This window comes from Pseudomonas sp. FH4, assembly GCF_000510915.2.
In the GTDB taxonomy this organism is placed as follows: Bacteria; Pseudomonadota; Gammaproteobacteria; order Pseudomonadales; family Pseudomonadaceae; genus Aquipseudomonas; species Aquipseudomonas brenneri.
The window spans coordinates 112,314-124,846 of sequence record NZ_AOHN01000020.1 but is presented as its reverse complement, the minus strand read 5'-3'; the positions used below and the strand labels follow the sequence as shown (position 1 = coordinate 124,846).

Below are 12,533 nucleotides of genomic sequence, written 5' to 3'. Positions count from 1 at the left end.
CGGCGTGAGCGCCTGCACCCGTAGTGATAGGGCAACGAATCTATTGCGTAATAGATTCGGTGCCCACAGGGTGTGGCGAGGTTTAGCCAATTCGAGGCGTGGGTATCAAGGTATTGCGAGGCTTGGGCGGGGCGGTGTATTCCACACCGCCGAACGTGAAGGTATTAGTCTGTTGTTGTTTGGGTTTGCCTTGCGCAGCCATTTGGTCTGCAATGTGGGATGACACGCTATCGATGATGTGGCCGGCGTTGTCTATGCTCGATAATGAGGTTGTCATAATGAGTCTCCAGTCAGGGGTAGAGCTTCAACTGAGTGGGCTGCATCGTAAAAAGCGTTCCTGACTCACACATATTGTCGTCAATCGGATTTATCTGCTCCGCACAACCATTCCTCAGCTAAGTCTTTGCTTATTCAGGCGAATCCCGGACAATCGCGCCCCTGTTACGGTCGTGGCGCTGCCTGTCAGGTTTTTCTGACTCGTCGCGATCGTATGAAAGCGGAGATCCGAGCGGATGAATGATCAGGCCAATAGCGTCGATGAACGCTACGCAACGACACCTGTAACCCTCACGGGCTGGAGCCGCCAGGACACGACCTGGATGCTTGGCCTGTTCGGCACGGCGATTGGCGCCGGTACTTTGTTTCTGCCCATCAATGCTGGCCTGGGCGGCTTCTGGCCGTTGCTGATCCTGGCGCTGCTGGCGTTCCCGATGACCTACTACGCACACCGTGGCCTGACGCGTTTTGTCTTGTCGGGCCGTGCGGGCTCGGACATCACCGAGGTGGTTGAGGAGCACTTCGGCATCAAGGCCGGTGCATTGATCACCTTGCTGTACTTCTTCGCGATTTTCCCGATTCTGCTGATCTACAGTGTGGCGCTGACCAATACGGTGGGCAGCTTCATGTCGCACCAATTGCACATTGAACCGCCACCTCGGGCGCTGCTGTCGTTTGTGCTGATCCTTGGCCTGCTGGCCGTGGTGCGTTGCGGCGAACAGGTGATCGTCAAGGCCATGAGCCTGATGGTGTATCCGTTTATTGTCGCCTTGCTGTTCCTGGCGGTGTATCTGGTCCCGCACTGGAATGGCGGGATCCTGAGCACTGCCAGCACCGTGCCGGCGCCGTCGGCGCTGCTGCATACGCTGTGGCTGGCGATTCCGGTGATGGTGTTCTCGTTCAACCACTCGCCGATCATCTCGGCCTTCGCCGTTGACCAGAAACGCCAGTACGGCGCCCACGCCGAGGAGCGTAGCTCGCAGATTCTGTCCCGTGCCCACCTGTTGATGGTGGCGATGGTGATGTTCTTCGTATTCAGCTGCGTACTGACGTTGTCGCCAGGCCAACTGGCCGAGGCCAAGGCGCAGAACCTGTCGATCCTGTCTTACCTGGCCAACCACTTCGATAACCCGACCATCGCCTTTGCTGCGCCATTGATTGCGTTCGTCGCAATTGCCAAGTCGTTCCTGGGCCACTACATCGGCGCCAGCGAAGGCCTCAAGGGCCTGATCGTCAAGAGTGGCCGCCGCCCGGGTGCCAAGGCCCTGGACCGCATGACCGCAGGCTTCATGCTGGTGGTGTGCTGGATCGTCGCCACGCTGAACCCGAGCATCCTGGGAATGATCGAGGCACTGGGTGGGCCGATCATCGCTTCGATCCTGTTCCTGATGCCGATGTATGCGATTCGCAAGGTGCCAGCCATGGCCAAGTACCGTGGGCAGGCGTCCAATATCTTTGTCACGGCGGTAGGCTTGGTGGCGATCACCGCGGTGGTGTACTCCCTGTTGGCCTAAGCCTCAAGGCTGTACAGCGCTAAGCGGGATTGCTCGCGATAGCGGTGGGTCAGTCAATTAAGATGTCGACTGACCCACCGCTATCGCAGGCAAGCCAGCTCCCACATTTGTTTTGTGGTGTGTCCAAAACTCCCTACCTCGCCGAGATCCCCTGTGGGATCGGGCTTGCCCGCGATGAGGCCACAACAGGCCCCACATTTCTCCAGGCATAAAAAAACGCCGCGTACCTTGCGATACGCGGCGTTTTTACATCAACAGACCTTAGGCTTGAACCACCGGAATGTTGGCGCTTGCAGCGATTTTGCGGAACTCTGCGATCTGGTCGAAGTTCAGGTAGCGGTAGACGTCACTGGCCATGGTGTCCAGTTTGGCCGCGTAGCCCATGTACTCTTCGACGGTCGGCAGGCGACCCAGCGTGGAGGCGACTGCCGCCAGCTCGGCCGAGGCCAGGTAGACGTTGGCGCCATCACCCAGACGGTTCGGGAAGTTACGGGTCGACGTCGACACTACGGTCGAATTCGGCTCAACACGTGCCTGGTTACCCATGCACAGCGAGCAGCCCGGCATTTCCATGCGCGCGCCAGCCTTGCCGTAGATGCCGTAGTAGCCTTCTTCGGTCAGTTGGTGAGCGTCCATCTTGGTCGGCGGCGACAGCCACAGACGGGTTGGCAGCTGACCCTTGACCTGTTCCAGCAACTTGCCGGCAGCGCGGAAGTGACCGATGTTGGTCATGCACGAACCGATGAACACTTCGTCGATCTTCTCGCCAGCCACGCTGGACAGCAGACGGGCATCGTCCGGGTCGTTTGGTGCGCAGAGGATTGGCTCGTTGATGTGTGCCAGGTCGATCTCGATGACTTCGGCGTATTCGGCGTCGGCATCGGCTTCCATCAGTTCTGGGTTGGCAACCCAGGCTTCCATCGCTTGGGCACGACGTTCCAGGGTACGCGCATCGCCGTAGCCTTCACCGATCATCCAGCGCAGCAGGGTGATGTTGGAGTTCAGGTACTCGGTCACGGAGTCTTTCGACAGCTTGATGGTGCAACCGGCAGCCGAACGTTCGGCCGAGGCGTCGGACAGTTCGAAAGCCTGTTCCAGCGTCAGGTCGTTCAGGCCTTCGATTTCCAGGATGCGGCCGGAGAAGGCGTTTTTCTTGCCTTTCTTCTCAACGGTCAGCAGGCCGGACTGGATCGCGTAGTAAGGAATGGCATGAACCAGGTCACGCAGGGTGATGCCAGGTTTCATTTTGCCTTTGAAGCGCACCAGAATCGATTCCGGCATGTCCAGTGGCATCACGCCAGTGGCTGCGGCGAACGCGACCAGGCCAGAACCGGCCGGGAACGAGATGCCCATCGGGAAACGGGTGTGGGAGTCACCACCGGTACCCACGGTGTCCGGCAGCAGCATGCGGTTCAGCCAGCTGTGGATGATGCCGTCGCCTGGACGCAGCGATACACCGCCACGGGTCATGATGAAGTCAGGCAGGGTGTGGTGGGTGGTCACGTCGATCGGCTTAGGGTAAGCCGCGGTGTGGCAGAAGGACTGCATCACCAGATCGGTCGAGAAGCCCAGGCACGCCAGGTCTTTCAGTTCGTCACGGGTCATGGGACCTGTGGTGTCCTGGGAGCCGACGGTGGTCATCTTCGGTTCGCAGTAGGTACCTGGGCGAACGCCTTTGCCTTCTGGCAGGCCGCAGGCCTTGCCGACCATTTTCTGCGCCAGGGTGAAACCCTTGCCAGTGTCGACAGGTGCTTCAGGCAGCTTGAACAGGTCGGTAGGGCCCAGGCCCAGTTCGGTGCGCGCCTTCTCGGTCAGGCCACGGCCGATGATCAGCGGGATACGACCGCCGGCACGGACTTCGTCCAACAGGACCGGGGTCTTCATTTCGAAGGTGGTCAGGACTTCATCGGTGCCGTGCTTGCAGACTTTGCCAGCATGCGGGTACAGGTCGATCACGTCGCCCATGTGCATGTTGGTGACGTCGAATTCGATTGGCAGTGCGCCAGCATCTTCCATGGTGTTGTAGAAGATTGGAGCGATCTTGCTGCCGAAGCAGAAGCCGCCAGCGCGCTTGTTCGGCACGTAAGGAACGTCGTCGCCGAAGAACCACAGTACCGAGTTGGTCGCCGACTTACGGGACGAACCGGTACCGACCACGTCACCGACGTAGGCGATCGGGAAGCCCTGGCCGCGCATTTCTTCGATCTGCTTCATCGGGCCGGTCTTGCCTTGCTCGTCCGGCACGATGCCTTCACGGGCCATTTTCAGCATGGCCAGGGCGTGCAGCGGGATGTCAGGACGGGACCAGGCATCGGGAGCAGGGGACAGGTCGTCGGTGTTGGTTTCGCCGGTGACCTTGAACACGCGCAGGCTGATCTTGTCGGCCAGGGTCGGGCGGTTCTTGAACCACTCGCCGTCGGCCCAGGACTGGATCACTTCCTTGGCGTGCTGGTTGCCATTCTTGGCTTTTTCCGCGACGTCGTGGAAAGCATCGAACATCAGCAGGGTGTGCTTGAGCTGGGCAGCTGCAACGGAGGCCAGTTCGGCGTCGTCCAACAGCTCGACCAGGGTCACGATGTTGTAGCCGCCTTGCATGGTGCCGAGCAGTTCAACAGCGCGTTTTTTGTCGATCAGGGGAGAAGAGACTTCGCCCTTGGCCAGGGCAGACAGGAAACCGGCCTTGACGTAGGCAGCTTCGTCAACGCCTGGTGGAATGCGGTTGGTGATCAGGTCAACGAGGAACTCTTCTTCGCCAGCCGGGGGATTTTTTAGCAGCTCGACCAGGCCTGCGGTTTGTTCGGCGTTTAGCGGCTGGGGAACGATACCCAGGGCTGCACGCTCTTCGATATGTTTGCGGTAGGCTTCAAGCACAGTTATTACCCTCATCAGTGGTCCCACGGGACGCTCATCCAGACATGCACGGCACGCATGCGCTCGGGGGCTTTTTGGGCCGTAGAGCCAGCGCTGCCGGCATTTCTCACAGAAGCTGCTTTCAAAGTTTTACGCCTGCAGAACGGAGCTGATGAGGGTTGGCGCTGGTTATTTAAAGGGTAAATAACCAGCGCCAACACCGTTCTGAAGGAACGACTGTGCTCGTGACGCTTTGAAAACAGCTTCCAACGGATTATTTGGCGCCTTACAAGGCCGGATGATTCTACGGCAAAAAATTTCTAAAGGTAAGTTGCCACAGCAAGTTTGCAGGGTGATGAACCTTAGACAAAGGGCTAACATGGGCCACTGTTTCTGATTCGTGCGTTGCCACCCATGTCCAACCAAACCATCAAGACCCCCTGCATCGGCCTGTGCTCCACGGTTTACGGCGATCTTGTATGCCGGGGCTGCAAGCGTTTCCACCACGAAGTGATCCAGTGGAACGGCTATGGCGAGGAAGAAAAACGTGCCGTATGGCTGCGGCTTGAGCAACTGCTGGTGCAGGTCATGGCGGGCAAACTGGAGGTTTTCGATCCCAAACAGCTGCGTTGGCAGCTGGAACAGCGCAAAATCCGCTTTGTGCCGCACCAGTCCGAATACTGCTGGGCCTACCAGTTGATCGCCCGGGGTGCGCGGGTGATCAACAATCTGGAAGCCTATGGGATGGTGCTGATGCCGGAGTTTCGCGACTGGAACCTGCCGGAACTGCGCGATGCCATTGATCGGGAGTTTTTTATCCTGTCCGAGGCGCATTACCAGCGTTACATCGCGCCTGGGTTCCTCAAGGATGCACTTTCTGGCTGAAGACACCGATCAAAATGTGGGAGCAGGCCCACTCCCACATTTTTGATCTTTGTTATTCCTGGCTGGCCAGTTCTTCCAGGTGATCGATGATGCTCTGGGGCTTGAGTACCAGCACATCACTCTCCAGCGCATCCAGCACCACTTCCGCCGTATTGCCAATCAATGCCCCGGAAATCCCGGTGCGCGCCACGGTGCCAATGATCGTGACCGCCGCGCGCAATTTATGGGCAGCATGGGGAATCAGCACATCGGCCGGGCCTTCTTCGATATGCAGGCGGCTGTCATCAATGTCGAATTCGGCCTGGAATGCCTTGCACTGCTCGCGATAGCGGGCTTCGATGGTTTCCTTGAGCTGGAACACCGGATCCGCGGCCGACAACATGGGCGACGGATGGGCGCTGATCACATGCAACTGACCCTTGGCCAGGCTGGCGATGTCAAAACCATGATCGACAATGGCGGCATGCAGGGTTTTATGCTCGTTATCGAGGTTGCCCACGTCGATGGCCGCCAGGATCACACCGTCGGTCCATGGGGTCGCGGTCTTGACCAACAGCACTGCCGCTGGGCACAAACGCAAGAGTTTCCAGTCATCCGGCGTCAGCAGGGCCTTTTTCAACGGGCTGTCGGGGTAGTGCTGCTTGATCACCAATGCGCACCCTTCGGCCTGTTGAACGTCGATGATGGTTTCGTGTCGGTTGTTGCTCCAGGCCTGTTCGGTGCTGACGCTGTAGCCGTCTGCTAGCAGTTGTTCCTTGAGCAAGCTCAGCAATGCCGAATGCTCATGTTTTCTGTCGCACACCAGCAAATGCAGGTGGGCGTCGGTCACCCCGGCAATCAGCTTGGCGCGCTTGAGGGCCAGGCTTTCTGAATGTTCGGGCTCGATGATCACCAGGATTTTGCCAATTTCGTTCATGAGCGGGATCTCCAGGGGTGGGAAGGGCAAGGCTTGGAACAACTATAGTTGTTGCCCGCCGTACGTCATGTTGATGCACATCAAGGCCCGTGACTGGTGGTCTGCGGCGGGGTCGGTATAATCGGCGGCCTTTTGTGATCCTTTGCCCGTGAGCCCGATGAACCTGCCAGAAATCCACGACTTCCTCGGTTGCCGCACCCCCGACGCCTGGGTCCAGGCGGCACTGGCCGACCAGGAAACGATGCTGATCGACCACAAGAACTGCGAGTTCAAGGCCGCCAGCACCGCCTTGAGCCTGATTGCCAAGTACCACTCCCATGTCGACCTGATCAACATGATGTCGCGCCTGGCCCGCGAAGAGCTGGTGCACCATGAGCAGGTCATGCGCCTGATGAAAAAGCGCAAGATCGAGCTGCGCCAGCTGCATGCCAGCCGGTATGCCTCGGGCTTGCGCAAGGTGGTACGCAGCCACGAACCGGTCAAGTTGGTGGATACCCTGGTGGTGGGCGCCTTTATCGAAGCCCGTAGTTGCGAGCGTTTCGAAGCACTGGTGCCACATCTGGACGAAGAGCTCGGCAAGTTTTATTTCGGCCTGCTGAAAAGCGAGGCGCGGCATTTCCAGGGTTACCTGAAGTTGGCCTATCAGTATGGTGAGGCCAAGGACGTTGCCCAAGTGATCGAACGGGTGCGTGCCGCCGAGCAGGCGTTGATCGAATCGCCGGACGTCGAGTTCCGTTTCCACAGCGGCGTGCCAGCCTGAGGCTAAACCCCCGTAAAAGACTGCGGGCTATTTGTTAAAAACTCTTAAAAACATGAAGTTTGCGCCAAAGCCCCTCGGCAAAGGGGTTGGGTGCGCGTGTCGACCGGTGTTGGCCCCTATAATGCGCGCACTTCAATCAGTGCTCGTACAGTGGAAGCTTATGGAAAACTTGGGTCTTGGCAGGGTATTGCTCGTTGAGGATGATCAGAAGCTTGCAGGCCTGATTGCGCACTTCCTGTCCCAGCACGGTTTCGAGGTGTCGACCGTGTATCGCGGGGATCAGGCCTTGGCGGCCTTTCTCGCATTCAAGCCCAAGATCGTCGTCCTTGACCTGATGCTGCCAGGCCAGAGCGGCCTGCATGTGTGTCGCGAAATTCGTAATGTGTCCGACACGCCCATCGTGATCCTCACCGCCAAGGAAGATGACCTGGACCACATCCTCGGCCTGGAGTCCGGCGCCGATGACTATGTCATCAAACCCATCAAGCCCCCGGTGTTGCTGGCGCGCCTGCGGGCCCTGCAACGGCGCCAGGCGCCCGAGCCGACCGTGCGTGGTTCGCTGGCGTTCGGCCAGTTGGCGATTGATCGCAGCTGCCGGGGGGTGAGCCTGGGTGACGAGAAGATCGACCTGACCACCATGGAGTTCGAGTTGTTGTGGTTGCTGGCCAGCAGCGCGGGGAAGATCCTCTCGCGTGACGATATCCTCAATCGCATGCGCGGGATCGCCTTCGATGGGCTCAACCGTAGTGTCGATGTGTATATCAGCAAGCTGCGCAGCAAACTCAACGACAACCCCCGCGAGCCCGTGTGCATCAAGACCATCTGGGGCAAGGGCTACCTGTTCAATCCGTTTGCCTGGGAGGTCTAGCCAGATGCTGCGCCTGTTCCTGCGTCTTTACATCATCCTGGCCCTGGGGTTGGCAGGGGCGATCTGGCTGGTGAACTACACCTTCGACGAATTGCTGCCCGAAGCCAACGAAACCTACAACCGTGAAGCCTTGCGCGGTCCGGCCTACGGCCTGGTGGAGCAGTTGCGCCCGTTGCCGGCTGGCGAGGCCCGCGTGGCGCGCCTGGCCGAGCTGCAAAAGCACTATGGCTTGCGCCTGGGGTTTATTGACCGCGACGCCGCCGGGCTCAACCCCCGCGAACAACAATTACTGGCAGACGGCAAGTTGGTGGTGCGCGGCGATTTCATGGCATTCATTACTGAAATCGACGGCGGCGTGCAGTTGCTTGAGGTCAAGCTGCCGGTGGAACCGCGCTGGCTGTACCTGTGGGCCTACAGCTTATTGGGCTTGTGCCTGGCCATCGTCCTGTATTTCTGGGTGCGGCCGCACTGGCGTGACCTGGAGCACATCCGCCTGGCGGCCCAGCGCTTTGGTGACAATGACCTGGGCTCGCGCATCCTGTTGCCGCGCCGCTCCACCGTGCGTGAGTTGGCCGGGCACTTCAACCAGATGGCCGAGCGCATCGAGCACCTGATCGCCAACCAGCGCGAACTGACCAATGCGGTGTCCCATGAGTTGCGCACACCGATTGCGCGCCTGTCGTTCGAGCTCGATCAGCTCAAGCAGGAAGCGGATCCGCGCCAGAGTCGCGCGCTGATTGGCGACATGTACGCCGACCTCGGCGAGCTGGAGGAGATGGTTTCCGAACTGTTGACCTACGCCAGCCTGGAGCGTGGTGCAACGCAGGTCACCCGGGAGAATATCGAAGCCCACAGCTGGCTCGACAGTGTGATCGGCAGCGTGGCCCTGGAAGCGGAGGCCGAAGGCGTGCAGTTGTCACTGCGCACCTGTGAAGTCGATTTCATCCAGATCGAGCCGCGATTTATGGCGCGCGCGGTGATCAACCTGCTGCGCAACGCCATTCGATACGCCGAGCATCGGGTGGAGGTGTCGCTGGTCAGGTTTGGCGGTGGGTATGAGGTCCGCGTCTGCGACGATGGCCCCGGCGTTCCCGAGGACGGTCGGGAGAAAATCTTCCAGCCCTTTATGCGCCTGGACGCCAGCCGTGACCGTCGCACCGGTGGTTTCGGCCTGGGGTTGGCATTGGTGCAGAGGGTGAGCCAGTGGCACGGCGGGCAGGTACAGGTCCTGGATTCGCAGTGGGGCGGGGCGTCGTTCCGCATGACCTGGGCTTATGCCGACTGATCCTGTGAAGTTCAAAATATGTGGGAGTCCCCACTACCTCTTCGACGTAGCGCTGTCGCGCAGCAAACTGGAGGCACCTACTAAATTTCAGCTTTTAGAGGTAATTTTTAACCCTTTAAAATCAGCAGCTTATTTTATTTTTGATAGGCGCTGTCGAGCTTTAGCGAGGCTGCGATAGCGGTGGATCAGGCGACATCTTCGCTGCCTGTGCCGCCGCCATCGCAGCCTCGCTGAAGCTCGACAGCTCCCACAGGGGATTGGCGGTGGAGCCGGGATTTTGGGCTGAGTGAAGATCAAAGGTGGGAGCTGTCGAGCCCCGGCGAGGCTGCGATTGCGGTGGATCAATCAGTACATCTATCACTGACAGACCGCTATCGCTGGCAAGCCAGCTCCTACAGTTGAAGCGGTTATCGGATCAGAAGGTGTAGTTCAGCACGCCCATCACCGACGTCTGCATCCTGCGCTCGACAATCGGGCTTTTACCCGCATCACCGGACAAATACTGCATATCCAGCTGGGTGGAGAAGGTGGTCTGGTCGCTGATGGGCAGGGTCCAGCTCACATTCAAGCCGCGGCTGACCATCCCGCCCTTGGCGTCATACGCGCGAAAGCGGCTGCGCTGGGCCTGGCCTGGGGTCACGCCATACCAGGTCTGCACATAGTTGCTATCGCCAAAACGGCTGTTGAGGCTGGCGTCCACGGTGCCGTAGTCACCGTCATACAGGTTGGTGCCGATGCTCAGTTCTAACGAGGTGAACGCCTTGCCGCTGTCTTTCTTGTCGTCTTCCTCCAAGGCATGTTCCAGGGTCGCGCCCAGGATCGCCGAGCCCAAGGTGTAGCTGGCGCTGACGCCGATCTGCGGCCGCGACTTGATATCGCCCATGCCCTTGAGTCGATCGGAGCCGAGGTGGCCGCTTTTCTTCTTGTCCTTGCGCGACGCACTGGCCCCGACGTAGGCGCTGAAGCTGGCGTTGTCATCCTCATAGCCCCAACCCAGCCCCGTATGGGTGTCGAGGAAAATCCCCCACGGGCTGACGATTTGCCCGCCCAGCACTGGCAAGGTCGTCCGCTCATCGCTGCCGCTATAGCGTGGCATGCTGGCTACGCCGGCCTGAAGGCTGTACTCCCAGTCAGCCGCGGTGGACAGTTGGGCCCAGGTAACCAGCCACAGTGACGTGGCAGACAGGTAGATCGTTTTTGTACGCATGATGGCCTTCATCGTTCTATCGAAGGCTCAAATGCTAGGCAGTGGGTGTCCAGCGGTCTTTGACAGCTTTGTCGGGAAACTGTCAAAGACTGTTAAGCGCGGGTTTCAGCCTGTTGGCTCTGCTCGCAAAGTGGCAATCAGCGCCTTGATCGCCCCCGGCAGGGCATCCAGTTCGCGTACCAGAATGCTGCGTTCGCGCACCGCCCAGCTTTCATCGAGCTTGACGGTCACCAGTTGCATGGTCCGGCTGTGCCGCACGGCAGCGGACTCGGGGATGATGCCGATGCCGACCCCGGCTTCGACCATCCGGCAGATGGCCTCGAAGCTCGACATCTGGATACGCAGTGACAGCTGCTTGCCCAGGCGTTCGACGTGTTCACGCAAGAAACTGAGCAAGGTGCTGCCTTCGTGCAGGCCGATATGTTGATAGGCCAGGGTTTGCTCCAGGGTGACTGCCGGCTGGTTGGCCAAGGGATGGCCCACCGGCACCGTCAGTACCAGGTGGTCGGTGCTGAAATGCAATACCTGCAAGCCCGGTGCCTGCACGGGGCCGGCGATGATGCCCATGTCACTGGTGCCGTCGAGCACGCCGCGCACGATGTCGCGGGACAGGCGCTCTTGCAGGTCGACCGTTACACCCGGGCGCTGGGAGAGGAAGCCAGCGAGGATTTCCGGGAGAAACTCGGTGACCGCCGTGGTGTTGGCGAAGATGCGGATATGCCCGGCGGAGTCGGCGCCATATTGGGTGAATTCGCTTTTCAGGTAATCGACCTGGCGCATGATCAGCCGTGCGTGATGCAGCAGTCGCTCGCCGGCCGGGGTGATTTCCACGCCGCGACTGTCACGGTACAGCAGGCGCGTATCCAGTTGGCCCTCCAGGGCCTTGATCCGGGCACTGGCAGCCGCCGGCGAGAGAAATGCGCGTTTGGCGCCCTGGGTCAGGCTGGGGGATTCGGCGATATGGATAAACAGGCGCAGGTCGGCCAGGTCGAAGTGCATGCAAGGCTCCCGGGTAAAGACGGCGGCGTTCAGCATAACCGAACGCTGGTTTATTGAAATGCAAATTCTCAGAACGGCCAGGCGCTTGCATGATCCGGGCAGACACCCACTGCCCGAGGACCTGCACCCGATGAGCGCCACTGATTGGATCGGCCGAAGCGAAACCACCCGTGACCATTTGAGCTGTAACCTACTCAAGCGTATTGCCACCACCTTCGGCGAGGCGGTGCCGGACGACGGAGCGGATTTACCACCGCTATGGCAGTGGTGCTTCTTCCAGGACCCGTTGCCGGAAACCGCCCTGGGTGCCGACGGCCATCCGGCCCGGGGCGGGTTCCTGCCGCCGGCCGATAACCGCAACCGCATGTGGGCCGGCGGGCGTATCGAATTTTTGCATGCCCTGCGTGCCGGTGAGGCGGCAACCCGCGTGTCGACCATCACCCAGGTCGAGGAAAAGACCGGTCGCAGTGGCTCGTTGTTGTTCGTCACCGTGCGCCACGACTATTCCCAGGACGGCCGCCTGGCGATCCGCGAAGAGCAGGATATCGTCTACCGCGAGCCCACGCCGCCCAAGTCGGGCAGCGGTGATGCCCTGGTCCGGGGCGAGTGGCTTGAGGTGATCGAACCCACGTCGACTCTGCTGTTTCGCTACAGCGCCGTGACCTTCAACGGCCACCGCATTCACTACGACTACCCCTACGTGACCGGCACCGAAGGCTATTCGGGGCTGGTGGTGCATGGGCCGCTGATTGCCACCTTGAGCCTGCGTGCCTTTTGCCGAGCGCATCCCGACGCGACTTTGCGCCGGTTCGCCTATCGCGGCGTGCGGCCGTTGATTGCGCCGCAGCCGTTTGAAGTGGGCGGGCGGGTGATGGCGGCCGGTGTTGCCCAGCTATGGGCCGGTAACGCCGACGGCCTGGCGCAGCAAGCTGAAGTGCATTTCGAATAATCCAAGAACAACAGGCGGAGAGCC

Annotated in this window: 10 protein-coding genes; 6 read left to right on the top strand and 4 right to left on the bottom strand. The window is 60.0% G+C overall.

Annotated elements, in window-relative coordinates; genetic code table 11:
• Positions 1 to 512 precede the first annotated feature (512 nt).
• Positions 513 to 1,790 (top strand): HAAAP family serine/threonine permease, encoded by a 1,278-nt coding sequence (locus tag H097_RS15735; protein ID WP_032860874.1) that lies wholly within the window; start codon positions 513 to 515, stop codon positions 1,788 to 1,790.
• A gap of 261 nt (positions 1,791 to 2,051) precedes the next feature.
• Here H097_RS15735 and acnB read toward each other — a convergent pair whose 3' ends face one another.
• A complete protein-coding gene (gene acnB, locus H097_RS15730) occupies positions 2,052 to 4,661 on the bottom strand; it encodes a bifunctional aconitate hydratase 2/2-methylisocitrate dehydratase (RefSeq protein WP_032860873.1) in 2,610 nt (869 codons plus the stop codon).
• Between the two features lie 393 nt (positions 4,662 to 5,054).
• Here acnB and H097_RS15725 point away from each other — a divergent pair, with 393 nt between their 5' ends.
• Positions 5,055 to 5,525 (top strand): DUF1289 domain-containing protein, encoded by a 471-nt coding sequence (locus H097_RS15725; protein ID WP_029294834.1) that lies wholly within the window; start codon positions 5,055 to 5,057, stop codon positions 5,523 to 5,525.
• A gap of 52 nt (positions 5,526 to 5,577) precedes the next feature.
• Here H097_RS15725 and H097_RS15720 read toward each other — a convergent pair whose 3' ends face one another.
• Complete coding sequence (locus H097_RS15720; RefSeq protein WP_032860872.1) at positions 5,578 to 6,441, bottom strand: universal stress protein; 864 nt, start codon at positions 6,439 to 6,441, stop codon at positions 5,578 to 5,580.
• A 157-nt stretch (positions 6,442 to 6,598) separates the two neighbouring features.
• Here H097_RS15720 and miaE point away from each other — a divergent pair, with 157 nt between their 5' ends.
• The 3 genes from miaE (at position 6,599) to H097_RS15705 (ending at position 9,354) form a co-directional block, all read left to right on the top strand.
• Complete coding sequence (gene miaE, locus H097_RS15715; protein WP_032860871.1) at positions 6,599 to 7,201, top strand: tRNA isopentenyl-2-thiomethyl-A-37 hydroxylase MiaE; 603 nt, start codon at positions 6,599 to 6,601, stop codon at positions 7,199 to 7,201.
• A gap of 160 nt (positions 7,202 to 7,361) precedes the next feature.
• The gene (locus tag H097_RS15710; protein WP_032860870.1) at positions 7,362 to 8,069 is read left to right on the top strand and encodes a response regulator; all 708 of its coding nucleotides are present in this window, start codon (positions 7,362 to 7,364) and stop codon (positions 8,067 to 8,069) included.
• A gap of 4 nt (positions 8,070 to 8,073) precedes the next feature.
• Positions 8,074 to 9,354, top strand: coding sequence for an ATP-binding protein (locus tag H097_RS15705; RefSeq protein ID WP_032860869.1), 1,281 nt, complete (start codon positions 8,074 to 8,076; stop codon positions 9,352 to 9,354).
• A gap of 415 nt (positions 9,355 to 9,769) precedes the next feature.
• On the opposite strand, the gene H097_RS15700 is transcribed toward H097_RS15705, so the two are convergent.
• A complete protein-coding gene (locus H097_RS15700) occupies positions 9,770 to 10,561 on the bottom strand; it encodes a MipA/OmpV family protein (protein ID WP_032861113.1) in 792 nt (263 codons plus the stop codon).
• Between the two features lie 105 nt (positions 10,562 to 10,666).
• Positions 10,667 to 11,560, bottom strand: a complete 894-nt coding sequence (locus tag H097_RS15695; protein WP_032860868.1) for a LysR family transcriptional regulator — start codon at positions 11,558 to 11,560, stop codon at positions 10,667 to 10,669.
• A 130-nt stretch (positions 11,561 to 11,690) separates the two neighbouring features.
• Between H097_RS15695 and H097_RS15690 the strand changes: the two genes are divergently transcribed.
• Entirely contained in the window at positions 11,691 to 12,509 is an 819-nt protein-coding gene (locus tag H097_RS15690) for a MaoC family dehydratase N-terminal domain-containing protein (protein WP_032860867.1), read from the top strand.
• Positions 12,510 to 12,533 lie beyond the last annotated feature (24 nt).

Coding starts and splice junctions, on each gene's coding strand:
- H097_RS15690 (WP_032860867.1), top strand. CDS start 11,691: ATGAGCGCCACTGATTGGATCGGCCGAAGCGAAACCACCCGTGACCAT.
- H097_RS15735 (WP_032860874.1), top strand. CDS start 513: ATGAATGATCAGGCCAATAGCGTCGATGAACGCTACGCAACGACACCT.
- H097_RS15710 (WP_032860870.1), top strand. CDS start 7,362: ATGGAAAACTTGGGTCTTGGCAGGGTATTGCTCGTTGAGGATGATCAG.
- H097_RS15705 (WP_032860869.1), top strand. CDS start 8,074: ATGCTGCGCCTGTTCCTGCGTCTTTACATCATCCTGGCCCTGGGGTTG.
- H097_RS15700 (WP_032861113.1), bottom strand. CDS start 10,561: ATGCGTACAAAAACGATCTACCTGTCTGCCACGTCACTGTGGCTGGTT.
- H097_RS15720 (WP_032860872.1), bottom strand. CDS start 6,441: ATGAACGAAATTGGCAAAATCCTGGTGATCATCGAGCCCGAACATTCA.
- miaE (WP_032860871.1), top strand. CDS start 6,599: ATGAACCTGCCAGAAATCCACGACTTCCTCGGTTGCCGCACCCCCGAC.
- H097_RS15725 (WP_029294834.1), top strand. CDS start 5,055: ATGTCCAACCAAACCATCAAGACCCCCTGCATCGGCCTGTGCTCCACG.
- H097_RS15695 (WP_032860868.1), bottom strand. CDS start 11,560: ATGCACTTCGACCTGGCCGACCTGCGCCTGTTTATCCATATCGCCGAA.